The sequence below is a fragment of the Ramlibacter sp. genome, from assembly GCF_035554825.1.
Taxonomy (GTDB): Bacteria; Pseudomonadota; Gammaproteobacteria; order Burkholderiales; family Burkholderiaceae_C; genus Ramlibacter.
On the sequence record NZ_DATMHS010000057.1, the window covers coordinates 69,025 to 90,355 of the forward strand.

At 71.6% G+C, this 21,331-nt stretch carries 23 protein-coding genes; 11 read left to right on the forward strand and 12 right to left on the reverse strand.

Annotation, left to right across the window (positions count from 1 at the left end; translation table 11 throughout):
* Nucleotides 1–1,059, reverse strand: coding sequence for a tRNA 2-selenouridine(34) synthase MnmH (gene mnmH / locus VNT59_RS06645; protein ID WP_325497534.1), 1,059 nt, complete (start codon nucleotides 1,057–1,059; stop codon nucleotides 1–3).
* Nucleotides 1,056–1,709 (reverse strand): arylesterase, encoded by a 654-nt coding sequence (locus VNT59_RS06650; RefSeq protein ID WP_325497535.1) that lies wholly within the window; start codon nucleotides 1,707–1,709, stop codon nucleotides 1,056–1,058. Before VNT59_RS06650 ends, mnmH begins: the two co-directional genes overlap by 4 nt.
* On the opposite strand from VNT59_RS06650, the gene VNT59_RS06655 reads away from it, so the two are divergent.
* From VNT59_RS06655 to VNT59_RS06675, 5 genes are read left to right on the forward strand one after another with little or no spacing between them, the layout of a single operon-like run.
* Nucleotides 1,708–2,400 (forward strand): ABC transporter ATP-binding protein, encoded by a 693-nt coding sequence (locus tag VNT59_RS06655; RefSeq protein ID WP_325497536.1) that lies wholly within the window; start codon nucleotides 1,708–1,710, stop codon nucleotides 2,398–2,400. The genes VNT59_RS06650 and VNT59_RS06655 overlap by 2 nt on opposite strands.
* A 13-nt stretch (nucleotides 2,401–2,413) precedes the next feature.
* Nucleotides 2,414–3,148 (forward strand): 23S rRNA (guanosine(2251)-2'-O)-methyltransferase RlmB, encoded by a 735-nt coding sequence (gene rlmB, locus VNT59_RS06660; protein ID WP_325497537.1) that lies wholly within the window; start codon nucleotides 2,414–2,416, stop codon nucleotides 3,146–3,148.
* Nucleotides 3,145–3,864, forward strand: a complete 720-nt coding sequence (locus tag VNT59_RS06665; RefSeq protein ID WP_325497538.1) for an NAD-dependent deacylase — start codon at nucleotides 3,145–3,147, stop codon at nucleotides 3,862–3,864. Before rlmB ends, VNT59_RS06665 begins: the two co-directional genes overlap by 4 nt.
* A gap of 2 nt (nucleotides 3,865–3,866) precedes the next feature.
* Nucleotides 3,867–4,214: a hypothetical protein gene (locus VNT59_RS06670; RefSeq protein WP_325497539.1), complete on the forward strand. Its 348-nt coding sequence runs from the start codon at nucleotides 3,867–3,869 to the stop codon at nucleotides 4,212–4,214.
* 48 nt (nucleotides 4,215–4,262) lie between these two features.
* Nucleotides 4,263–5,321 (forward strand): histone deacetylase family protein, encoded by a 1,059-nt coding sequence (locus tag VNT59_RS06675; RefSeq protein WP_325497540.1) that lies wholly within the window; start codon nucleotides 4,263–4,265, stop codon nucleotides 5,319–5,321.
* Here VNT59_RS06675 and VNT59_RS06680 read toward each other — a convergent pair.
* On the reverse strand, nucleotides 5,305–6,936 hold the full coding sequence (locus VNT59_RS06680) for a formate--tetrahydrofolate ligase (RefSeq protein ID WP_325497541.1): 1,632 nt from the start codon (nucleotides 6,934–6,936) through the stop codon (nucleotides 5,305–5,307). The two genes, VNT59_RS06675 and VNT59_RS06680, sit on opposite strands and share 17 nt — an antisense overlap.
* A 340-nt stretch (nucleotides 6,937–7,276) precedes the next feature.
* On the opposite strand from VNT59_RS06680, the gene VNT59_RS06685 reads away from it, so the two are divergent.
* From VNT59_RS06685 to VNT59_RS06705, 5 genes are all read left to right on the forward strand, one after another.
* On the forward strand, nucleotides 7,277–7,882 hold the full coding sequence (locus tag VNT59_RS06685) for a GNAT family N-acetyltransferase (RefSeq protein ID WP_325497542.1): 606 nt from the start codon (nucleotides 7,277–7,279) through the stop codon (nucleotides 7,880–7,882).
* A gap of 138 nt (nucleotides 7,883–8,020) precedes the next feature.
* A complete protein-coding gene (locus VNT59_RS06690; protein WP_325497543.1) occupies nucleotides 8,021–8,995 on the forward strand; it encodes a transporter in 975 nt (324 codons plus the stop codon).
* Nucleotides 8,996–9,131: 136 nt separating this feature from the next.
* Nucleotides 9,132–9,584, forward strand: coding sequence for a DUF2784 domain-containing protein (locus VNT59_RS06695; RefSeq protein WP_325497544.1), 453 nt, complete (start codon nucleotides 9,132–9,134; stop codon nucleotides 9,582–9,584).
* The gene (locus tag VNT59_RS06700; RefSeq protein WP_325497545.1) at nucleotides 9,584–10,339 is read left to right on the forward strand and encodes an alpha/beta hydrolase; all 756 of its coding nucleotides are present in this window, start codon (nucleotides 9,584–9,586) and stop codon (nucleotides 10,337–10,339) included. Before VNT59_RS06695 ends, VNT59_RS06700 begins: the two co-directional genes overlap by 1 nt.
* 18 nt (nucleotides 10,340–10,357) lie before the next feature.
* The gene (locus VNT59_RS06705; RefSeq protein WP_325497546.1) at nucleotides 10,358–10,759 is read left to right on the forward strand and encodes a PaaI family thioesterase; all 402 of its coding nucleotides are present in this window, start codon (nucleotides 10,358–10,360) and stop codon (nucleotides 10,757–10,759) included.
* 3 nt (nucleotides 10,760–10,762) lie between these two features.
* Here the strand turns inward: VNT59_RS06705 and VNT59_RS06710 are convergent, their stop codons facing one another.
* From VNT59_RS06710 to fabG, 5 genes are all read right to left on the reverse strand, one after another.
* The gene (locus tag VNT59_RS06710) at nucleotides 10,763–11,335 is read right to left on the reverse strand and encodes a chromate transporter (protein WP_325497547.1); all 573 of its coding nucleotides are present in this window, start codon (nucleotides 11,333–11,335) and stop codon (nucleotides 10,763–10,765) included.
* On the reverse strand, nucleotides 11,332–11,928 hold the full coding sequence (locus VNT59_RS06715; RefSeq protein WP_325497559.1) for a chromate transporter: 597 nt from the start codon (nucleotides 11,926–11,928) through the stop codon (nucleotides 11,332–11,334). The genes VNT59_RS06710 and VNT59_RS06715 overlap by 4 nt, the downstream gene beginning before the upstream one ends.
* Before the next feature lie 16 nt (nucleotides 11,929–11,944).
* Nucleotides 11,945–12,865 carry a DMT family transporter gene (locus tag VNT59_RS06720; RefSeq protein WP_325497548.1) on the reverse strand — a complete coding sequence of 307 codons (921 nt, stop codon included), beginning with the start codon at nucleotides 12,863–12,865 and terminating at the stop codon, nucleotides 11,945–11,947.
* A 32-nt stretch (nucleotides 12,866–12,897) separates the two neighbouring features.
* A complete protein-coding gene (locus VNT59_RS06725) occupies nucleotides 12,898–13,833 on the reverse strand; it encodes a bifunctional helix-turn-helix transcriptional regulator/GNAT family N-acetyltransferase (RefSeq protein ID WP_325497549.1) in 936 nt (311 codons plus the stop codon).
* A 64-nt stretch (nucleotides 13,834–13,897) separates the two neighbouring features.
* Nucleotides 13,898–14,644 carry a 3-oxoacyl-ACP reductase FabG gene (gene fabG / locus VNT59_RS06730; protein WP_325497550.1) on the reverse strand — a complete coding sequence of 249 codons (747 nt, stop codon included), beginning with the start codon at nucleotides 14,642–14,644 and terminating at the stop codon, nucleotides 13,898–13,900.
* 35 nt (nucleotides 14,645–14,679) lie between these two features.
* On the opposite strand from fabG, the gene VNT59_RS06735 reads away from it, so the two are divergent.
* Nucleotides 14,680–15,540, forward strand: coding sequence for an SMP-30/gluconolactonase/LRE family protein (locus VNT59_RS06735; protein ID WP_325497551.1), 861 nt, complete (start codon nucleotides 14,680–14,682; stop codon nucleotides 15,538–15,540).
* 24 nt (nucleotides 15,541–15,564) lie between these two features.
* On the opposite strand, the gene VNT59_RS06740 is transcribed toward VNT59_RS06735, so the two are convergent.
* The 4 genes from VNT59_RS06740 to VNT59_RS06755 all read right to left on the reverse strand — a co-directional run bounded on the left by VNT59_RS06740 (nucleotide 15,565) and on the right by VNT59_RS06755 (nucleotide 21,286).
* Entirely contained in the window at nucleotides 15,565–16,296 is a 732-nt protein-coding gene (locus VNT59_RS06740; RefSeq protein WP_325497552.1) for an alpha/beta hydrolase, read from the reverse strand.
* 114 nt (nucleotides 16,297–16,410) lie between these two features.
* Nucleotides 16,411–17,874, reverse strand: coding sequence for a coniferyl aldehyde dehydrogenase (locus tag VNT59_RS06745; protein WP_325497560.1), 1,464 nt, complete (start codon nucleotides 17,872–17,874; stop codon nucleotides 16,411–16,413).
* A gap of 37 nt (nucleotides 17,875–17,911) precedes the next feature.
* Nucleotides 17,912–20,071 carry a 3-hydroxyacyl-CoA dehydrogenase NAD-binding domain-containing protein gene (locus tag VNT59_RS06750; protein ID WP_325497553.1) on the reverse strand — a complete coding sequence of 720 codons (2,160 nt, stop codon included), beginning with the start codon at nucleotides 20,069–20,071 and terminating at the stop codon, nucleotides 17,912–17,914.
* 9 nt (nucleotides 20,072–20,080) lie between these two features.
* A complete protein-coding gene (locus tag VNT59_RS06755) occupies nucleotides 20,081–21,286 on the reverse strand; it encodes an acetyl-CoA C-acetyltransferase (RefSeq protein ID WP_325497554.1) in 1,206 nt (401 codons plus the stop codon).
* Nucleotides 21,287–21,331 lie beyond the last annotated feature (45 nt).

Here is a 21,331-nt window from a genome sequence, read left to right on the forward strand (position 1 = left end):
TCAGCGCTCGCGCACGATCCGCTCGGCCAGCGCCGCCATCGCCGCCGGCGAGCGGTCGGCCGGCTCGATCACGCGGGCCTGCGCATAGCCGCTGAAATTGCGCCGGATCGACGCCGCGTAGCCGGGGTCGTAGTGCTGCACCAGCAGCTCGCGCACCACGTTCTCGATCCGGCCGGCGGCCACCTCATCCTGCCAGCCCTGTACCACCGCCTGGCCGCGGAGCTCGCTCAGCGCGCCCAGCCGCTGGCAGAACAGGGCGGGGTCCTGCACGAAGAAGTCGTAGTCCTCCAGCAGCAGCTTCACCCGCTCGTCCTGCGCCAGCTCCAGCCGCAGGCAGCCGCTGGCCCGCATCCGCTCGATCAGCGCCTGCGGCACGGCCACGTTGCCGACCTTCTTGCTCTCGCTTTCCACGAACACCGGCCGCGCCGGATCGAAGCGCCGCAGCCGGTCCCACACCAGCGTGTCGAACGCCTTCTGCGTCGGCTGCGGCTGGCCCGGGATGAGGCCCAGCACCGAGCTGCGATGACTGGCCAGCCCTTCCAGGTCCAGCACCTGCGCGCCGGCGGCCTCCAGCGCGTGCAGCAGCCGGGTCTTGCCGGCGCCGGTGGGACCGCACACGACGCGGTACTCCAGCCGCGCCGCCAGTGCCGGCAGTGCCGCCAGCACCGCCGTGCGGAACGCCTTGTAGCCGCCCTCGATCACGCTGACCCGAAAGCCGATCTGGCCCAGGATATGGGCCAGCGAGCCGCTGCGCTTGCCGCCGCGCCAGCAGTACACCAGCGGCTGCCAGTGGCGCGGCTTGTCCAGCACGTCGCGCTCGATGTGGCGCGCGATGTTGGCCGCCACCCGTGCCGCGCCGCGCTTGTTGGCCTCGAACGGGCTCACCTGCTTGTACATGGTGCCGATCTCGTGCCGTTCCTGGTTGTTGAGCGAGGGCCAGTTCACGGCCCCGGGCAGGTGGTCCTCCGCGTATTCGTCTTCGCTGCGGGCGTCGATGACGGCGTCGAACTGCGCCAGCCGCTCGATCGCCTCGGCCGCCGTTACGGTGTGCACGCTCAACGCCGGCCCCCCGCCAGCAGCTTCTTCAGCTCCGGCCACACGTTGTCCAGCATGCGCGACTGCGCCTGCTCGTTGGGGTGGATCCGGTCCGGCTGGAACCAGCGCACCGGGTCCGGATCGTCGGCGATGCCTTGCAGCAGAAACGGCACCAGCGCCGCCTGCTGCGACTTCGCGACCTGCCGGTACAGCTCGGCGAAGCGCTCGGCGTAGTCGGCGCCGTAGTTGGGCGGCATCTGCATGCCCACCAGCAGCACCTTGGCGCCGGCCTGCCGCGCGGCCGACGCCATCTGCTCCAGGTTGGCCCGGGTCAGGTCCAGCGGCAACCCGCGCAAGGCGTCGTTGCCGCCCAGTTCGATCACCACCAGCTGCGGCTTGTGCTGCGCGAGCAGCGGCGCGAGCCGCGAGCGGCCGCCCGAGCTGGTGTCGCCGCTGATGCTGGCGTTGACCACCCTGGCCGCCAGCTTCTCGGCCGCCAGCCGCCGTTCCAGCAGGGGCACCCAGCCCGTGCCCCGCTTCAGGCCATACTCGGCACTGAGCGAATCGCCCAGCACCAGGATGACGGGCGCCGGCGCGGCGCCGGCCGGCAGCGCCAGCCAGCCGCCGAGCAATGCCGCGATAAAGTGGCGGCGGCCCCAAGCTTTCAACACCATGTCTTTCGATCCAATCATCTCCGTCGAGCACGTCTACAAGTCGGTCACCGACTCGACAGGCACCCTCGACATTCTGCGCGATATCGATTTCACCCTGAGCCGCAAGGAGACCGCCGCGATCGTGGGCGCCTCCGGCTCGGGCAAGAGCACGCTGCTGTCGGTCATCGCGGGGCTGGACACGCCCAGCCGCGGCACGGTGCGGCTGGACGGCGACGACATTTTCGCCATCGACGAGGACGCCCGCGCGGCGCTGCGGGCCCGCAAGGTGGGCTTCGTGTTCCAGAGTTTCCAGCTGCTGGGCAACCTCACGGCGCTGGAGAACGTGATGCTGCCGCTGGAGCTGGGCGGCCGGCGCGACGCGCGCAAACTCGCCGCGGAGATGCTGCGGCGGGTGGGCCTGGGCGAGCGCCTGGGCCACTACCCGCGGGTGCTGTCCGGCGGCGAGCAGCAGCGGGTGGCGCTGGCGCGGGCCTTCGTCGTGGAGCCGGCCGTGCTGCTGGCCGACGAACCGACCGGCAGCCTCGACTTCGCCACCGGCGAGACGGTGATGAAGCTGATGTTCGACCTCAATCGGGAACACGGCACCACGCTGCTGCTGGTGACGCACGACTCGGCGATCGCCACCCGCTGCGAGCGGCGCATCACCATCGAGGCCGGCCGCATCGCCGACGCCGCCGCCACCCTGGCTTGATAATCGCCCGCATATGTCCGCTCCCAAGGTCCTGTTCGGTTTCCACGCCGTCGGCGTGCGCCTGAAAACCGCGCCCCAGTCCATCGTCGAGATCTACTACGAGCCGACCCGGCGCGACGCGCGCATGCGCCAGTTCCTGGAGCGGGCCAAGGAGGCCAACGTCCGCCTGATCGAGGCCGACGGGCTGCGCCTGGCCAAGCTCGCCGGCAGCCACGGCCACCAGGGCGTGGCGGCGCGGGTGACGGCGATCGAGCAGGCCCGTTCGCTCGACGACCTGCTGGACGGCGTGCAGGGGCCGCCCTTGCTGCTGGTGCTGGACGGCGTGACCGATCCGCACAACCTTGGCGCCTGCCTGCGGGTGGCCGACGGCGCCGGCGCCCACGCGGTGATCGCGCCCAAGGACCACGCCGTCGGCATCAACGCCACCGTGGCCAAGGTCGCCAGCGGTGCGGCCGAGACCGTGCCGTACTTCATGGTCACGAACCTGGCGCGCACGCTGGGCGAACTGAAGGAGCGCAACATCTGGTGCGTCGGCACCAGCGACGATGCGCCGCGCACGGTGTACCAGGCCGACTTCAAGGGGCCGGTCGCGCTGGTGCTCGGTGCCGAGGGCGCCGGGATGCGCCAGCTCACGCGCAAGACCTGCGACGAGCTGGTGAGCATCCCGATGCGCGGCGCCGTCGAGAGCCTCAACGTCTCGGTGGCCAGCGGCGTGTGCCTGTACGAGGCGCTGCGGCAGCGCTCATGAGCGGGCAGCCGGTCCGCGACTGGGTGCGCGCGGCGCGGCACCTCGCGGTGCTGACCGGCGCGGGCATGAGCGCCGAGTCGGGCGTGCCGACGTTCAGGGACGCGCAGACCGGGCTCTGGGCGAAGTTCGACCCGCAGCAGCTCGCGACCGAGGACGCCTTTCGCGCGAATCCGCAGATGGTGTGGGACTGGTATGCGCACCGCCGGGCCATGATCGCGCAGGTGGCGCCCAATGCCGGGCATCGCGCGCTGGCCGAATTCGCGCGCCGCCACCCGGGCCGGCTGACGCTGATCACCCAGAACGTGGACGGCCTGCATCAGCGCGCGGGCAGCCAAGGCGTGTTGGCCCTGCACGGCAACATCGCCCAGGACAAGTGGCTCGACCCGCCGCGCGCGTGCTGCGACGCGGACGCCGTGGCCGCCGGTCATCCGCCTTCTTGCGCGCGGTGCGGCAACCTGCGCCGCCCCGACGTGGTGTGGTTCGGCGAGATGCTGCCGGCCGACACGCTGGCGGCGGCCGAACGGGCGGCACGGCGCTGCGACCTGATGCTGGTGGTGGGCACCTCGGGCGTCGTCCACCCGGCGGCCGGGCTGGCCCGGCTGGCGGGCGGCAAGGTGGTGATCGTCAATCCCGACGAGACCGGACTGGACGACGCGGCGCACGCCGTGTTGCGTGGCACGGCGGCGCAACTGCTGCCCCAATTGCTGGAGGATTGAACATGCGTTCGATGGCGATCGGCGCCGCCGTGCTGGCGGCATTCGCGGGCCTGGCGCTCGCCTCGTGCACCCAGGAGCAGCAGAACAAGCTGGGCCGGGACATCCAGAACTGGACCGGCACCAACGGCGTGCTGGAAGTCTATGCCGGCGACAAGGTGGTGCGGCGCTGGCTGAAGGTGGACAAGGTGAGCACCGCGATGGGCACCGACGACAAGCTGCCGCGCGCGTACCGTTTCGGCTACGGCATCCTCGACGAGAACCTCAACTTCGTCGCCGATCCGGGCGAGAAGAAGGTCTACTTCGAGGTGAGCGACTACAGCACCTACGTGTTCTTCGAGAACCCGCACTGAGATGTTGGTCGGCCGGCCGTGGCCGGCGCCGCCGCAAGGGTACTGCCGATGATCGCTTTCTTTTCTTCGCAACACGAGCTGCACGCGCCGCGCTACGAGTTCTATCGCGGCGAGCGCGTGCCGTGCTTCGAGCAGCCGGCACGTGCCGGCTTTGTCCGCGCCGCCCTCGAAGCGAGCGGGCACGAGCTGCGCGCCCCCAACGTCGACAGCCGTGCCGTGCTGGCGCAGGTGCACACCGCGCGCTACCTCGCCTTTCTCGAGGGCGCCTGGGCCCAGTGGCTCGCGCTCGATGCCGGCAATGCCGATGTCCAGCCGTTCCCCTCGGTGTGGCCGGTGCGCACGCTGCGCAGCGACACCGAGCCCGACAACTTCATCGCGAAGCTGGGCCTCTATTCGATGGACAGCGGCACGCCGATGGCGGCCGGGTCCTGGGCGGCCGCCAAGGCCGGCGCCAACGCCGCCGCCAGCGCCGCCAGACTCCTGGCCGACGGCGAGCGGGCCGTCTTCTGCGCGACGCGGCCGCCAGGGCATCATGCCGGCGCCGACTTCATGGGCGGCTACTGCTTCCTGAACAACGCCGCCGTGGCGGCGCAGGCGATGCGCGGCCACGGCGGCGACCGGGTCGCCATCCTGGACGTCGACTACCACCACGGCAACGGCACGCAGAGCATCTTCTACGACCGCGCCGACGTGCTGTTCGCCAGCATCCACGGCGACCCGCGCACCGAGTACCCGTTCTACCTGGGGCATGCCGACGAGACCGGCGAAGGGGCAGGGCAGGGCTTCAACCTCAACCTGCCGCTGCCGGCCGGCGCGAGCGCGGCGCAGTGGTTCCGTGCGCTCGAAGCCGCATGCCTGCGCATCGAGCGCCACCACGCCGACGCGCTCGTCGTTTCGCTGGGGCTGGATACCTTTGCCGGCGACCCGATCTCGAAGTTCGCGCTGCACCCGGACGACTTCAGCCGCCTCGGGGCGCGGCTGCGCCGGCTGGGCCTGCCGACCATCTTCATCCTCGAAGGCGGCTATGCGGCCGCGGAGCTCGGCAGCAACGCCGTCAAGGTGCTGGAGTCCTTCGACGCCGGTGGCGGCCTCAGCCCAGGCCGATGATGTTGCCGTCGTCGTCGACGTCCATCTTCGCGGCCTGCGAGACGCGCGGCAGCCCAGGCATGAGCAGCATCGTGCCGGCCACGACCACGACGAAGCCCGCGCCCGCCGACAGGAAAGCATCCGAGACCGTCAGCGTCCAGCCGGTCGGCACGTTGCGCAGCGCCGGGTTGTCGGACAGCGACGACTGCGTCTTGGCCATGCACACCGGCAGGTAGCCGAAGCCGGCGGCGGCGAAGAGGGCGAGCTTCTTGCGCGCGGCGGCTTCGAAGTAGATGCCTTGCGCACCGTAGATCTCGCGCGCCACCGTCTCGATCTTCTGTTCCAGCGTCAGCTCGCGCCCGTAGAGCGGCCGCGCCTGGTCGGGGTCCGTGGCGTCGGCGGCGGCCATCGCCTTGGCGGCGAGCTCGAGCGCGCCGGCGCCGCCCTGGCCGAACACGTCGATCGCGGCGCACGCGACCCCGCGCTCGGCGCAGAAGTCGCGGATGATCCTGAGTTCCTGCTCGGTGTCCGAGGGAAAGCGGTTGATCGCCACCACGACCGGCACCTTGAACTTGCGCAGGTTCTCGATGTGCCTGGCCAGGTGCGGCAGGCCGCGCCGGACGTCCTGCGCCGCGCTCGCCGCGGGACCGGTTGCCGGCGCGCCCTGGTGGGCCAGCGCGCGGGCGGTGGCGATCAGCACGGTGCACGCAGGCCGGATGCCGCAGGAAGGCATCACCAGGTCGAAATACTTCTCGGCGCCGAGGTCGGCGCCGAACCCGGCCTCGTTGACGACGTAATCGGCCAGGCGCAGCGCGATCTGCTGCGAGATGACGCTGCTGGTGCCGTGGGCGATGTTCGCGAACGGGCCGGCATGGACCAGCGCCGGGGTGTGCTCGGTGGTCTGCACGAGGTTGGGCATGATCGCCTCGTTCAGCAGCACCAGCATTCCGCCGGTGGCGCCGATCGCCCCGGCGCGCACGATCCTGCCGTCGAGGTCGAGCCCGATCACGATGTCGTCGAGCCGGCGCCGCAGGTCCTGCCGGGAGTCCGCCAATGCCAGGATCGCCATCAGCTCGGAGGCCGCCGTGATCACGAAGCGGCTCTCGCGCGGCACGCCGTTGGCCTTGCCGCCCAGACCGACGACGACATGGCGCAGGGCCCGGTCGTTCATGTCGATGGTGCGGGGCCACCAGATGTTGTCGACGTCGATCCGCAGCCTGTTGCCGTGATGGATGTGCGAGTCGATGGCGGCGGCCAGCAGGTTGTGGGCCGAGGTGACCGCGTGGATGTCGCCGTTGAAATGCAGGTTGATCTGCTCGCTGGGCAGCACCCGCGATTGGCCGCCGCCCGTCGCGCCGCCCTTGACGCCGAACACCGGCCCCAGCGACGGCTCGCGCAGGGTGGCGATCGCCTTGCGCCCGCTGCGCGCGATGGCCTGCGCCAGGCCGATGGACACGACGGTCTTGCCCTCGCCATGGGCGGTTGGCGTGACCGCCGTCACCAGGATCAGCTTGCCGCGGCGCGGCCCGGAATCCTTCAGCAGGTCCAGGCTCAGCTTGGCCGTGTACTTGCCGTAATGGTGGAGGTGTTCTTCGGCGATGCCGAGCGAGTCGGCGATCTCCTTGATGGGCAGCATCTTTTCCATCGGTGCGGACGGCGCGAGCCGGCGGTGATGCGGGGCCGCAGTCAGCCTGGATGGGGCATGCGCGAGCCCGCGCGCCGCGCTCCGGCGGGTTGCCCGAGGTCGCGGCACACCGATTCTGGAAGACGGTGGCCGGCGCCGCCTTGATCTGACACAGATTCACGCGCGCCCGCCACGGGCCGCCGCCGGGCCCGCGCGAAGCGTCCCCAACCTGGCCGTCACCCCGGCTGCCCACCCCGGCCGCGCTCGAGCTCGCCGCTTGTGCGATAAACACGCACGCGCAGACCCGGCCTGCAGCGGGCAGAGGAGCCGGCGCGCCAACCCCGGAGCTGCCATGAAGCTGACGATCCACCCACTCACCCGCGAGCGCTGGGCCGACCTCGAGGCGATCTTCGGCGCCAAGGGCTGCTCGATCGCGCGCCAATGCTGGTGCATGTACTACCGCCGCAGCGGTGGGCGGGGCCAGCTGCCGCAGGGCATGACGGTCGCCGAGTTCAACAAGTCGCAGCTGCTTGCGCTCGTCGAAGCCGGGCCGCCGCCGGGGCTGCTCGGGTACCGCGACGGCACGCCCGTGGGCTGGGTGTCGCTCGGTCCGCGCGAGGCCTACGGCAGGCTGGCACGCTCGCCGGTGATGAAGCCGGTCGACGACCAGCCGGTCTGGTCGATCATCTGCTTCGTGGTGCCGTCCGAGTACCGCGGCCAGGGCGTCGCCCTGGCGCTGCTCGAAGGCGCCGTCGCTTACGCGGGTGAGCAGGGCGCCAGGCTGGTCGAGGCCTATCCGGTCGACCGGGCGGCCGGGCCGCAGGCCGATTCGCTGTGGTTCGGCGTGAAGACGATGTACGACGCGGCCGGCTTCGAGGAAGTAGCCCGGCGCAAGCCCGATCGCCCGGTGGTCCGGCTGGCTCCGGCCGCGAAGAAGCGCGGTCCCAAAGGCGCCTGAAGCGCCGCCTGACCCGGCCGGCGCCGGGCGTCGGGCGCTGCCGTTGAGCCAGATCAAGCGCAAAGCTGCATCGCGAATTCACCTTCGAGATCCGCCGCGTACAGTTGTGACGTCCCGATCGGTTTCCAATCCTGACCCATGTCCCTGCATGCCTCCCGCCTTGTCCCGGCCCTTGCCTGCGCGCTCGCGGCCCTCGTCAGCCCGCCGGCCCGTGCCAGCTGCGGTTCGGCGTACTGCTCGCTCAACACCGATCTGGCCGCCGAAGCGACGGGCGTGGCCGAAGGCGGCCTGTTCGACCTGCGCTACGAGCGGATCCGCCAGGACCAGCCGCGATCGGGCGGCCGGCGGGTCCAGGTCGGCGAGATCGCGCGCCACCATGACGAGGTGCGCACCACCAACCAGAACCTGATCGCCAGTTACAGCCGCACCTTCGCCTCGGGCTGGGGCTTCTCGGTGACCGAGCCCCTGGTGGACCGCGACCACCTGCACATCCACAACCATCGCGGGGCGCAACAGCCCCAGGCGTGGCATTTCACCGAGCCGGGCGACCTGCGCGTGACTGGCCGTTACCAGGCGACGCTGCCCGCCGCGACCGACGGCGGCGCCCGCACGGTCGGCGCGATCTTCGGCCTGAAGCTGCCCACGGGCCGCACCAACATCGCCAACGGCGCCGGCGATGTCGCCGAGCGCAGCCTGCAGCCGGGCACCGGCACCACGGACGCCATCGTCGGCGCCTTCGTGCACCAGCAGCTGCCGCGGCAAGACGCCTCGTGGTTCGCCCAGGCGCAGTACCAGCGGCCGCTGGGCAGCCGCGCCGGTTACCGGCCGGGCGCGCAGTTCTCCGCGGATGTCGGCTACGCCAAGGCGCTGGCCGACCGGCTGTCCGGCATCGTGCAGGTCAACGCCGTGTTCAAGGGGCGCGACCGCGGCGCCGAGGCCGAGCCGGCGGACAGCGGCAGCCGCGCGTTCTTCGTCAGCCCCGGCGCGAGCTACCAGCTGTCGGCCTTGGTGCGTGCCTACGCCTTCGTGCAGCAGCCGCTGCACCAGCACGTGAACGGCGTGCAGCTCACGGCCCGCCGTGCGGTCGTGCTCGGCGTCGCGACGCGCTTCTGATTGCTGTGGTTGAAGCCCCCCGGCGCGGGAGGGCGCCGGGGGGCGCGCCACGTCCGCCCCGGCCCAGCCCGGCCGGGCGATCGGCGAGACAATGGCTGCGCCGCCCGCGTCGGCGGGTGGCCAGCCGCCGAATGCCATGCCCCCGCCTTTCCTGTTGCTCGCCGACGCGGCGCTCGCGCTGCATGTGGCGATCGTCGCGTTCGTCGTCGGCGGGCTGGTGCTGGTGGTCATGGGCAACCTGCGCGGCTGGCGCCGGGTCAACCGGCCCGGGTTCAGGCTCGCGCACCTGATCGCCGTCGGCTTCGTGGTCGCGCAAGCGTGGCTGGGCGCCGCCTGTCCGCTCACGACGCTCGAGATGTGGCTGCGCGCGAAGGCGCGGGCGGCCACCTACGGCGGCAGCTTCGTCGCGCACTGGCTGCAGCGGCTGCTGTACTACGACGCCCCCGAGTGGGTGTTCATCGCCGTCTACTCCGCCTTCGGGCTGGCGGTGGCGGCGGCATGGTGGGCCTGGCCGCCGCAGTGGCCATCGCCGCGCCGCGGACGCGCGTCCCCGCCGGCGTCCGGTGGCGGCGGGCGGGAGGAAGCGTGATGCGCATCGTCCTCACGCTGCTGGTGCTGCTGGCGGTGTTGTACCTGGCCGCGTGCGGCGCCGTGCTGCTGCTGCAGCGCTCGATGATCTATGCCCCGCATCCGATGCTGGGCCGGCCCGCCGAGCGCATCAGGTTGCCGGTCGACGGCGCCCAGGTGATGGTGTCGGTGCAGCCCAGGCCCGGCGGCAGCGCGGTGCTCTATTTCGGCGGCAACGCGGAGGACGTGTCGCTCAGCCTGCCGGAGCTGGCCCGGGCTTGGCCCGAGCGAGCGATCTACGCCATGCACTACCGCGGCTACGGCGGCAGCACGGGCTCGCCGTCCGAGTCCGCGCTGCAGGCCGATGCGGTCGCGCTCTTCGACCGGGTGCAGGCGAGCCATCCGCGGCTGGTGGTCGTCGGCCGCAGCCTCGGCGCCGGCATCGCGGTGCGCCTGGCGACCCAGCGGCCGGTGGCGCGCCTGCTGCTGGTGACGCCGTTCGACAGCATCGCGTCGCTGGCCGCCCCGCTGTTTCCCTGGCTGCCGGTGCGCTGGCTGCTGCTGGACCGCTACGACGCCGCGCGCCTGGCGCCGTCGCTGACGGTGCCGACGCTGATCCTGGCGGCCGAACGCGACGAGGTGGTGCCGCGTGCGAGCACCGAGCGGCTGCATGGGCGCTTTGCGCCCGGCGTGGCGACCTTGCAGGTCATCGCCGGCGTCGGGCACAACACGATTTCGGCGAGCCCCGCCTATAGTGACGCGCTGCGGCGCTTTTGAACCGAGCAAGGAGACGACATGCTTTCGATGGAAACCATGCAGCAGCACATGGCCAGCCTGTTCCCGGGGCTGATCGGGGTGCGGCTGGTCGAGATGACGCCCGAGCGCGTCGTCGGCGAACTGGTGGTGCGGCCCGACCTCTGCACGGCCGGCGGCATCCTGCACGGCGGCGCCTCCATGGCGTTCGCGGACACGCTGGGGGCGATCGGCACGGTGGTGAACCTGGAGCGCGGCAAGCGCACCACGACCACCGACTCCAGCACCAAGTTCATCGGCGGCGCGAAAGTCGATACGACGGTGATCGGCGAGGCCGTGGCGCTGCATCGCGGCCGCACGACCCAGGTCTGGCAGACGTCGATCCGCACCCGGGAAGGCAAGCTCTGCGCGGTGGTGACGCAGACCCAACTGATCCTGGATTGAGCCTCACACCAGCCCGAACCACCCCAGCAGCGCGCCGGCGCCCAGCAGCCACAGCAGGTGGATCCTGGTGCGCCACACGACCAGCGTGGCGACGATCGTCAGCAGCCACAGCGGCCAGTGGCGCAGCGCGAAGCTGCTGCCGGTGGCGAGGATGAAGCCGGTGGCGATCAGCAGCGCGATCACGATCGGCGTCATGCCCTGCTTGAACGCGCGCACGGTGCGCCGCTCCCGGTTCTCGTGGCCCCAGCGGGTGGCGAAGTAGGTGAGCACCGTGCTGGGCAGCATGATGCCGCCCAGGCACAAGGCCGCGCCGAGCAGGGCGGCCCCGGTGCCGCCGGCGTTCTGGCCGACGTTCCATCCCATGAGGGCGACGAACAGCACGTTGGGCCCGGGCGCGGACTGCGCGATGGCGATCGATGCGCTGAACTGCGGGTCGGTCAGCCAGCCGCGCTCGTCGACCAGGAATCGGTGCATGTCGGGCGCGGCGCTGACGGCGCCGCCGACGGTGAGCAGGGACAGGGTGAGGTAGTGGGCGAACAGGCTGAGCCAGTCGCCGAACGCCAGCGAGACCGTCATGCGCCGCGCTCGCCGAGCTTGCGATAGGTCAGCGCGCAGGCCAGGCTGCCCAGGCCGACGAGCACGTACAGCAGCGGCAGTTGCAGCAGGGCGATGGCGACGAAGCAGGCGACGGCGATCGCCACCGCCAGCGGCAGGCCCAGCGGGTGCTTGCGCAGCGCCGACGCGAGCTTGAGGCCGGTGGCGGTGATCAGGCCGGCCGCCACCGCGCCCATGCCGCGCAGCGCGCCGGCGACGTGCGGATCGGAGCCGAAGTTGGTGTAGGCCAGCCCCAGGCCGATGACCAGGACCAGCGGAAACAGCAGCATGCCGGCCACCCCGGCCACCGCCCCGCGCCAGCCGAAGTAGCGGGCGCCGATCATGATCGCCAGGTTGACCACGTTGGGGCCGGGCAGGATCTGCGCCACCGCCCAGTCCTCGACGAACTCCTCGCGCGTCATCCAGCGCTTGCGCTCGACGAGTTCATGCTGCACCACGGCCAGCACGCCGCCGAAGCCCTGCAGGGCGAGCCAGGAGAAGGAGAAGAAGAGGTCGGACAGCGATGCGGGCCGGGGCCGCTGGCCTGGAGGCGCTTCGGGTGGCGCCGCGGACATGGAACTCATCGCGCGATTATCGCGGGCCGCCGGCGCCGCTGGTCGTCGCGGATGGCGATGCAGCCTGTCGTGTCGCGAGCCGCAGCGCGATCGCCACCAGCGCCAGCGCGGCCAGCGCGGTGGGCGCCAGCGGTTCGCCCAGCGCTGCCCAGCCGAGCACGGCGGCGGTGAGCGGATTGAGCGCCAGGAACACCGTCACGCGGGTCGGCGATTCGTGCTTGAGCGCATAGAGCCACCAGAAATAGCCGATCCCGCTGGAGACGCCGATGAAGACGATGGCCCCCCAGGCCGGCGCCGAGATGGTCGCCATCCGCTGCGGCCAGTGTTCGGTGGCGGCGGCGACGGCCAGGAACAGCACCGAGGCCAGCATGGCAAAGGCCGAGACCGGCACCGTGGGATAGCGCCGCAGGAAGGGCCGGTACAGCACGCTGCAGGCGGCGCCGGTGAGCGCGGCGCCGGCCACGGCGAGTTCGCCCCACCAGTGCCCGCCGGCGGCGGCGCCGAGCTTGGGCGCGAGGGCCAGGGCCACCCCGGCGATCGACAGCAGCACGCCACCCAGCAGCCCCGCGGTGATGCGCTCCCGGCCGAGCGCGGCGGCGATCAGCAGCGTCAGCAGCGGAAAGACGCTGAAGATCAGCGCCGCCTGGGCGGCCCCGACATGCTGCAGGCCGAAGTTGAGCAGCGCGATCAGGATGCCGAACTGGCCGATGCCCAGCGCCGCCATGGCGAGCAGGTCGCCCGCGCGCGAATGCGTGACGCGGGGCCCGGCGGGCGCGGCGCCGCCGCGCGCCAGCTCGCGCCAGGCGAACGGCAGCAGGCAGGCGAAGCCGATCCCGTAGCGCAGCATGGCCAGCGTGAGCGGCGGCACCTCGGCCACCGCAAAGCGCGAGGCGACGATCGCGGCGCCCACCTGCACCCCGGTCGCGGCCGCGGCCACCAGCGGCCAGTTCGCTCGGCGCGGGCGCCCGGTCAGAGCTTGCGTTCCCACACTTCGCTGACCAGTTGCTGGCCGAAGGCCGGGTAGGGCTGGGTCTTCACGATCTCGAAGCCGCGCGAGCGGTAGATGGCCCGCGCCGGCAGCAGGATGCTCTGGGTCCACAGCATCATCTTGCGATAGCCCTTGGCCTGCGCGAAGGCGATGCACTCGTCGGTCAGGCGCGCGCCCAGGCCGCGGCCGCGCGCGCCTGGGGTGAGGATCAGCAGGCGCAGCTGCGCCACCGTCCGGGAGCGGCGCACCACGAACACCGAGCCGACGCGCTCGCCGTCGATCTCGGCGATCCAGCCTTTCTCCCAGGCCGGGTCGAAGTGCCGCAGGTAGCTGGCGGCGACGCCGGCGACCAGCGCCTCGAAGTCGCTGTTGAAACGGTATTCGCGCCAGTAGATGTCGCCGTGCTGCTGCACCACCCAGCCCAGGTCGCCCGGGGCGGGATCGCGCAGCACGATGGTGCTGGGAGCCGCCGCGCCCGCCGGCGCCAGCAACGCGCGAACCCTGTCCATCGCCGCGATGAGCGCGTCGCGCTGCGGCGCCGCGAGCGGGGCGAGCAGGCCGGCCGCCTCGTCGCGCGAGCGCCGCTGCAGCGGCGCGAAGGCGCGCTTGCCTTCGGCCGTCAGGCGCAGCAGCGTCTGGCGCCGGTCGGCGGGCGAGACGGCGCGCTTGATCCAGCCGCGCGCCTCGAAGCGGCGCAGGATCCGGCTCAGGTAGCCGGCGTCGAGTCCGAGGTCGCGGCCGAGCTCGCTGGCGGCCGGCTGGTCGCGCTGGGCCAGTTCATACAGCACGCGCACCTCGGTGAGCGAGAGTTCGCTGCCCAGGTAGGGGTCGAGGACGCCGATCTGCCGGGTGTAGAACCGGTTGAAGGCCCGGACGGCTTCCACCTGCGCCGCGGGCACGGACGATGTGCGCTTCATGCCTGCCATCGTCAGGCAGTTGCTTGACGGAGTCAAGCAACCGAAAAAGTCGGCGCCGGCAGGGCTACACCGTCATCCCGCCCGAGACCTCGATCACGGCGCCGTTGACGTAGCTGGCCTCGTCGCTGGCGAGGAAGCAGTAGACGTTGGCGATCTCGTCCGCCGAGCCCAGCCGCTGCAGCGGCACCCGGCGGCGCAGCTCCTCCAGCACCTTCTCCGGCACGCTGTCCATCATGTTGGTGGTGATGAACCCGGGCGCGACGGCATTGACGCGCACGCCCTTGGGGCCGAGCTCGCGGCTCCAGGTCTTGGTGAACCCCAGCACGCCGAACTTGGCGGCGGCATAGTTGGTCTGCCCGAAGTTGCCGTACAGGCCCACCACCGAGCTGGCGTTGAGGATCACGCCGCGGCCCTGGGCGACCATGGTGTCGGCCACCGCCTGCGCCGCATGGAACACGCCGCGCAGATTGACGTCGATCACGCGGTCGAACTGCTCCAGCGTCATCTTCTGCAGCCGGGCGTCCTGGGTGATGCCGGCGTTGTTGACCAGCACGTCGACCCGGCCGAAGCGCTCGCGCACCTTGCGCACCGCGGCATCGACCATCTCGCGCTGCGTGACGTCGACCACGCAGCCCTCAGCCTGGGCGTCGAGCTGGCGGCACTGCCGAACGGCCTCGTCGACGGCCGCCTGCCGCACGTCCCACAGCGCCAGCCGGGCGCCTTCGCGGGCGAACTTGAGGGCGGTGGCCAGGCCGATGCCCTGCGCGGCGCCGGTGATGATGCAGACTTTGTCCTGGAGGCGGGTTGACATAGGATGCTCGCTATCACGGAAGAGCTGAACTTACCATGAGCACGCCGCCCCGCCTGGAGCCTTTCGTCAAGGAACTCGCATTTCCGGAATCTCCCAGGTGGCATGCCGGCGCGCTGTGGTTTTCCGACTTCTACCAGCGGCGCGTGTGCCGGGTTGCCGGCGATGGCCGGGTCGAGGCGGTGGTGGAGGTGCCCGACCAGCCGTCGGGCCTGGGCTGGCTGCCCGACGGGCGGCTGCTGGTGGTCTCGATGAACGACCGGCGCCTGCTGCGGCTGGACGGCACCGCGCTGGCGGCGGTGGCCGACCTGTCGGCGCTGGCCGCCGGCCCCTGCAACGACATGCTGGTGGATGCCCAGGGGCGCGCCTACATCGGCAATTTCGGCTTCGACCTGCACGGGCGCGCGCCGTTCGCCGCCACCTGCTTGGTGATGGTGCCGCCCGGCGGCGCGCCGCAGGTGGTGGCGCGCGACCTGGAGTTCCCCAACGGCACCGTGCTCAGCCCCGACGGGCGAACGCTGATCGTCGCCGAAAGCTACGGGCAGCGCCTGACCGCCTTCGACGTGCGGCCGGACGGCAGCCTGGCGCAGCGCCGGGTGTGGGCGCAGCTGGCGGGCCGCGGCGTGGCGCCGGACGGCATCTGCCTGGACGCGCAGGGTGCGGTCTGGCTGGCGTCGCCGGTCTCGCGCGAGGTGATGCGGGTGCAGGAGGGCGGGGCGATCACGCATCGCGTTCCCACCGAGGGCCAGGCGGTCGCCTGCATGCTGGGCGGCCCCGACCGGCGCACGCTGTTCGTGCTGACCGGCCGGGTGATGGTCACCCCGCAGCAGTCGCTGCGCGAGCGCAGCGGCGCGATCTGGCGGATGCGGGTCGAGGTGCCCGGCGCCGGGCTGCCGTAGGGCCGGTGCCGGCCCGGGCCCGCCTCAGCCGGCGAAGGGCGCCCAGTCGCCGCCGGGCTGGGCCAGCCGGTCGGCGATGATCTCGCGCACCAGGGCGTGGTCGGCCAGCTGGCGGTGGCTCGCCACCGGCACCAGGATGGTTTCCGAGCCGGGCGATTCCGGCGCCACGCACATCTGCCACGGCACCGCGCCGTCGCCCATGGTGTAGATCGAGGTGCAGGGCACCGGCGGGCGCTCGCGCAACTGCCGCTGCAGTGCCTCGGGCACCCGGCCGGACTGGTCGTGCAGCGGCCGCAGCATCGCGCATTCGCCGGCGCCGGCGTTGAACGGCGTGCCGAGCGTGATCACCTGGCGCACCAGCGGAGTGACCCGCTTGGCGAGTTCGCGCGCATACAGGCCCGAGAAGCCCCAGCCGATCAAGGTCAGCGGCTGGCGCTCGGCCTCGAACAGGTCGATCACTTTTTCTTCCAGGTATCGCAGCCGGTTGCGCAGGCTGCCGCTGCGCGGGCCGGTGTCGGTGCCGTAGCCCCAGTCGAAGCTGCGGAAGCCGGCGCCGTCGAGCGCGCCGCGCAGCCGCAGTGTGCTTTCCGGGCCGGCACCGTACCTGGGGAACACCAGGGCCGCCTGGCCCTGGCCGGGCAGGAGCTGCTGGCGCGGCGCCGTCCGGGTCCCGCGGCGCAGGATGCCGCGCCAGGGTTGGCCGGGCGCATCGAAGATCGGACGATGGGAAGGCGACGCGGGCGAAGCACGATGCACGGAAGCCTCCTGGGCAGCGATGGAACCGAGCGCCATGGTAGAGCCCGCACCGCTCGACAGCGCCTCAGGAAACAGCCCACCGGCGTGTAGGACGGCGCCGCTGGCGCCGGGCCGTCAGACCAGCCGCTTCAGGGCGGCGATCACCCAGGCGCTTCGTTGCCCGTAGGGTGGGCGGGTGAGGGCGGTGCCGCCGAAGCGCGATTGGCGGAACACCGGCTTCTCCTTCGAGAACAAGCGGAAGCCGTACTCGCCGTGGTAGGCGCCGATGCCGCTGTCGCCGACGCCGCCGAACGGCAGGTTCTCCTGCGCGATGTGCAGCAGCACGTCGTTGACCGTCACGCCGCCCGAGATGCTGTCGCGCAGCACCTGCTCCTCGCGCGCGGCATCGCGCCCGAACCAGTACAGCGCCAGCGGCCGCGGGCGCGCGTTGACGAAGGCCAGCGCATCGCCCAGCTGCTCGTACCCGATCACCGGCAGCAGCGGCCCGAAGATCTCTTCGCGCATCACGCTCATCTCGCCGGTCACCTGCAGCACCAGCTTGGGGCGCATCTTGCGCGAGCCCGGCTCCTGGGCCTCGCCGCCCGGATTGATCTCGATCACGCGGGCCCCGGCGCGGCGCGCGTCGTCCGCCAGGCCTTCCAGCCGGCTGTAGTGCCGCTGGTTGACGATGCTGGTGTAGTCGGGATTGCGCTCCAGCGTCGGGTACAGCTCGCCAACCGCCAGCGTGAAGGCGTCGACGAACGCCTGCTGCTGCGCGGCCGGCACCAGCACGTAGTCGGGCGCGATGCAGGTCTGCCCGGCGTTGAACAGCTTGCCGGCGGCGATCTTGCGCGCGCTGTCCGGCAGATCGCAGCTGTGGTCCAGGATCGCCGGCGACTTGCCGCCGAGCTCCAGGGTCACCGGCGTCAGGTTGGCGGCGGCCGCCAGGCCGACCTGCCGGCCGACGGCGGTCGAGCCCGTGAAGAACAGATGGTTGAACGGCAGCCGCACGAACGCCCGTCCGGTATCGGCGTCGCCCGTGATCACCGTGCACTCGTCGGCCGCGAACGCGGCTGCGATGCTGTGGGCCAGCAGTTCCGAAAAGCGCGGGGTGAGCTCGCTCGGCTTGATCATCACCCGGTTGCCCGCGGCCAGCGCCGCCACCGCGGGCGCGAGCGCCAGTTGCAGCGGATAGTTCCACGGGCTGACGATGCCGATCACGCCCAGCGGCTGCGGCACGATCGAGCTCGAGCCGGGCAGGGAGTGGAACGAGGTGGCCACCCGCCGCGGCTTCATCCACCGGCCCAGGTGCTTGCGCGCGTGCGCCAGCCCGGCCAGCACGAAGAACACCTCGGCGATCAGCGTTTCCTCGCGGGCCCGGTGGCCGAAGTCGGCCGAGATCGCCTGCGCGAAGCGGTCCTCGTTTTCTTCCACCAGCCGGCGCAGGCGCTCCAGCCGGTCCAGCCGGGCGGCGCCGCTGGGGAAGCCGTCTCCGGCGAACGCCTGCTGCTGCACGGCGAAGCGTGCCTGCAGTTCCGCCGGCAGGGCGCCGCCGCCCGCGTCCGGCTGGATCGCGGCCGGCGGCGCCAGCCGCGTCATGTGGTCGGCCGTGATGGCCATGGCGTTCTCCTGCTGCTCAATACGTCGGCTGGTGCGAGCGGATCGCGTCGATCACCGTGCCGGTGAGGGCAAAGCCCGGGCCGTGGCGCTCGGCCAGTTGCGCGGCGCGCCGGCAGAACGGCTCGATGCCCATGCCGTAGATGAACTGCAGCGCGCCGCCGGTCCAGGCCGGAAAGCCGATCCCGAAGATCGAGCCGACGTTGGCGTCGTGGACCGTGGTCAGCACGCGTTCCGCCAGGCAGCGGGCCGTCTCCACCGCCTGCCGGTACAGCAGGCGGTCCTGCAGCTCCTGCATGTCCCAGCGGATGCCCGGCTGCTCGAACAGGCGCTTCAGCTCGGGCCACAGGTACTTCTTCGCGCCGGGTTCGGCCGGATACTCGTAGAAGCCGGCGCCCGCGGCGCGGCCGTTGCGGTCGAACTCCTTGACCATGCGCTCGACCAGCAGTTCGCCGGCCGACGCGATGTAGGTGCCGCCTTCGGCGCGGTAGTCGGCGCGGGTCTGGTCCAGCACGTGCACCGACAGCGACAGCGCCGTTTCGTCGAGCACCGCCAGCGGCCCGACCGGCATCCCGGCCTGGGTGCCGGCATGCTCGACCACTGCCGCCGGAATGCCTTCGCCGAGCATCGCGGCGCCCTCCATCACGAAGGTGCCGAACACGCGCGAGGTGAAGAAGCCGCGCGAGTCGTTCACGACGATCGGGATCTTGCCGAGGGCCTGCACGTAGTCGAAGGCCCGGGCCACCGTCTCGTCGCTGGTCTGCCGTCCCCGGATGATCTCCACCAGCTTCATCTTGTCGACCGGGCTGAAGAAGTGGATGCCGACGAATCGCTCCGGCGCGCGGCTGGCCTTCGCCAGTCCCGAGATCGGCAGCGTCGACGTGTTGCTGGCGAAGAAGCCGCCCGGGGCGAGCATCGCTTCCGCTTCCTGCGTCACCCGCGCCTTCAGCTCGCGGTTCTCGAACACCGCCTCGATGATCAGGTCGCAGCCCTGCAGCGCCTGCACCGAATCGGTGGGCGTGATTTGGGCCAGCAGCGCTTCCTGCTCCTGGCTGCTCATGCGGCCCGTGGCGACGCGGCCCTGGGTCGCCTTGCGGCTGTAGTCGCGGCCGGCCTGCGCCTTCTCCAGGCTGACGTCGCGCAGCACCGTGGCGATGCCGCGGCTCGCCTGCGCGTAGGCGATGCCGCCGCCCATCATCCCGGCGCCCAGGATGCCGACCTGCCGCGGCCGGTAGCGCTCGGCGACCCTGGGCCGCGACTGGCCCGACTTGATCGCGTTCAGGTTGAAGAAGAAGGTGTTGATCATGTTCTTCGCCACCGGGCTCACGATCAGCCTGGCCAGATAGCGGGACTCGATCCGCAGCGCCGTGTCGAAGTCCACCAGCGCGCCTTCCACCATCGCGGCCAGCGCGTATTCGGGCGCCGGATAGAGGCCGCGCGTCTTCTGCTTCAGCACGGCGGGGGCGACCGCCAGCATCCCGGCGATCTTGGGATGGCTCGGCGCGCCGCCGGGCATCCGGTAGTCCGGGTCGTCCCACGGGTGGCGCGCCGGCGCCGCGCCGCTGGCGCAGCGCTCGATCCAGGCGAGCGCGGCCGGCCGCAGGTCGCCGGCCGCCGCCACCAGCTCGTGCACCAGGCCGAGCCGCAGCGCCTCGCGCGGGTCGAACAGCTTGCTCTCCAGGATGTACGGTTGCGCGCCCATCAGGCCAAGCAGCCGCGTCATCTTGGTGATGCCGCCGGCGCCCGGGATCAGTCCCAGCGTGATCTCCGGCATGCCGAACTGGATCTTCGGATCGTCGACCGCCACCCGATGGTGGCCGACCAGCGCGACCTCCCAGCCGCCGCCCAGGGCCGAGCCGTTCAGGCAGCTCACCACCGGCTTGCCCAGCGTCTCCAGCGCGCGGAAGTTCTTCTTGGTCTGCTCGATCTCGTGGAACACGCGCGGCGCGTCCGAGGGCTGCAGCCGCATCGTGCCCTTGAGGTCGGCCCCGGCAAAGAACGTGGGCTTGGCCGAGGCCAGCAGGATGCCGCGCAGCTGCGCCTGCTCCCGCACCACCCGCGCCGTCACCTCGGCCAGGTCGGCCTGCCATTGCGCGCACATCGTGTTGACCGGCGAGCCCTGCTCGTCGAACGTGATGGTCGCGATTCCGTCCTGCAGCTCGTAGTCGATGGTGTTCATGGGCCGTCCTCAGATCCGCTCGACGATGGTCGCGATTCCCATGCCGCCGCCGACGCACAGGGTCGCCAGTCCGTAGCGCAGCTGGCGGCGGTGCAGCTCGTCGATCAGCGTGTTCAGGATCATCGCGCCGGTGGCGCCCAGGGGGTGGCCCATCGCGATGGCGCCGCCGTTGACGTTCACCTTCTCGTGCGGCACGCCCAGCTCGCGCATGAACTTCAACGGCACGGCGGCGAACGCCTCGTTGACCTCGAACAGGTCGATCTGGTCGATCGTCATGCCGGCCTTGGCCAGGGCCTTGCGGGTGGCCGGCATCGGGCCGGTGAGCATGATCGTCGGATCCGCGCCCGAGAGCGCGGCGGCGACGATCCGTGCGCGCGGCGTGAAGCCGTGCGCCTTGCCGGCCTGCTCGCTGCCGATCAGCACCGCCGCGGCGCCGTCGACGATGCCCGACGAATTGCCGGCGTGGTGCACGTGCCGGATCCGTTCCACCTGCGGATAGCGGCCGATCGCCACGTCGTCGAACCCCATCGCGCCGAGCTGCTCGAAGGCGGGCCGGAGCGCGCCGAGGCCGGCCAGCGTGGTGTGCGGCTTGATGAATTCGTCCTGGTCCAGCAGCGTCTGGTCGAGGATGTCCTTCACCGGCACGATCGATCCGGCGAAGTGGCCGCCTTCGCGGGCCCGCGCGGCGCGCTGCTGGCTCTCCAGGGCGAACGCGTCGACGTCCTCGCGGCTGAAGCCCTCGAGCGTGGCGATCAGGTCGGCCCCGATGCCCTGCGGCACGAAGGCCGTCACCGAATTGGTCTGCGGGTCCTGCGCCCAGGCGCCGCCGTCCGAGCCGATCGGCACCCGGCTCATGCTCTCCACGCCGCCGGCCACCACCAGGTCTTCCCAGCCGGAACGCACTTTCTGCGCCGCCATGTTCACCGCCTCCAGGCCCGAGGCGCAGAAGCGATTGAGCTGCACGCCGGCGCAGCGGAAATCCCAGCCGGCCTTGAGCGCCGCCACCTTGGCGATCACCGAACCCTGTTCGCCGATCGGCGAGACCACGCCCATCACCACGTCGTCCACCTGGGCCGTGTCGAAATCGTTGCGGCGTTGCAGCTGCGTGAGCACGCCGGCCAGCAGGTCCACCGGCTTCACCTCGTACAGGCTGCCGTCCTTCTTGCCCTTGCCGCGCGGCGTGCGGATGGCGTCGTAGACGAAGGCTTCGGTCATGGTGGTCTCCCGTGGCGGTGTGCCGCCGCAGTATAGGCACGCACG

Excerpts from the sequence above, each read along its gene's own strand:
- VNT59_RS06750 (WP_325497553.1), bottom strand. The coding sequence starts at position 20,071 with ATGAACACCATCGACTACGAGCTGCAGGACGGAATCGCGACCATCACG.
- VNT59_RS06745 (WP_325497560.1), bottom strand. The coding sequence starts at position 17,874 with ATGACGCGGCTGGCGCCGCCGGCCGCGATCCAGCCGGACGCGGGCGGC.
- VNT59_RS06680 (WP_325497541.1), bottom strand. The coding sequence starts at position 6,936 with ATGCTGCCCATCAAGGAGATCGCCGACTCGCTCGGCATCGCCGAAGAA.
- VNT59_RS06675 (WP_325497540.1), top strand. The coding sequence starts at position 4,263 with ATGATCGCTTTCTTTTCTTCGCAACACGAGCTGCACGCGCCGCGCTAC.
- VNT59_RS06705 (WP_325497546.1), top strand. The coding sequence starts at position 10,358 with ATGCTTTCGATGGAAACCATGCAGCAGCACATGGCCAGCCTGTTCCCG.
- VNT59_RS06690 (WP_325497543.1), top strand. The coding sequence starts at position 8,021 with ATGTCCCTGCATGCCTCCCGCCTTGTCCCGGCCCTTGCCTGCGCGCTC.
- VNT59_RS06695 (WP_325497544.1), top strand. The coding sequence starts at position 9,132 with ATGCCCCCGCCTTTCCTGTTGCTCGCCGACGCGGCGCTCGCGCTGCAT.
- VNT59_RS06655 (WP_325497536.1), top strand. The coding sequence starts at position 1,708 with ATGTCTTTCGATCCAATCATCTCCGTCGAGCACGTCTACAAGTCGGTC.
- fabG (WP_325497550.1), bottom strand. The coding sequence starts at position 14,644 with ATGTCAACCCGCCTCCAGGACAAAGTCTGCATCATCACCGGCGCCGCG.
- VNT59_RS06670 (WP_325497539.1), top strand. The coding sequence starts at position 3,867 with ATGCGTTCGATGGCGATCGGCGCCGCCGTGCTGGCGGCATTCGCGGGC.
- VNT59_RS06725 (WP_325497549.1), bottom strand. The coding sequence starts at position 13,833 with ATGAAGCGCACATCGTCCGTGCCCGCGGCGCAGGTGGAAGCCGTCCGG.
- VNT59_RS06685 (WP_325497542.1), top strand. The coding sequence starts at position 7,277 with ATGAAGCTGACGATCCACCCACTCACCCGCGAGCGCTGGGCCGACCTC.
- VNT59_RS06710 (WP_325497547.1), bottom strand. The coding sequence starts at position 11,335 with ATGACGGTCTCGCTGGCGTTCGGCGACTGGCTCAGCCTGTTCGCCCAC.
- VNT59_RS06700 (WP_325497545.1), top strand. The coding sequence starts at position 9,584 with ATGCGCATCGTCCTCACGCTGCTGGTGCTGCTGGCGGTGTTGTACCTG.
- VNT59_RS06650 (WP_325497535.1), bottom strand. The coding sequence starts at position 1,709 with ATGGTGTTGAAAGCTTGGGGCCGCCGCCACTTTATCGCGGCATTGCTC.
- VNT59_RS06665 (WP_325497538.1), top strand. The coding sequence starts at position 3,145 with ATGAGCGGGCAGCCGGTCCGCGACTGGGTGCGCGCGGCGCGGCACCTC.
- rlmB (WP_325497537.1), top strand. The coding sequence starts at position 2,414 with ATGTCCGCTCCCAAGGTCCTGTTCGGTTTCCACGCCGTCGGCGTGCGC.
- VNT59_RS06755 (WP_325497554.1), bottom strand. The coding sequence starts at position 21,286 with ATGACCGAAGCCTTCGTCTACGACGCCATCCGCACGCCGCGCGGCAAG.
- VNT59_RS06735 (WP_325497551.1), top strand. The coding sequence starts at position 14,680 with ATGAGCACGCCGCCCCGCCTGGAGCCTTTCGTCAAGGAACTCGCATTT.
- VNT59_RS06715 (WP_325497559.1), bottom strand. The coding sequence starts at position 11,928 with ATGTCCGCGGCGCCACCCGAAGCGCCTCCAGGCCAGCGGCCCCGGCCC.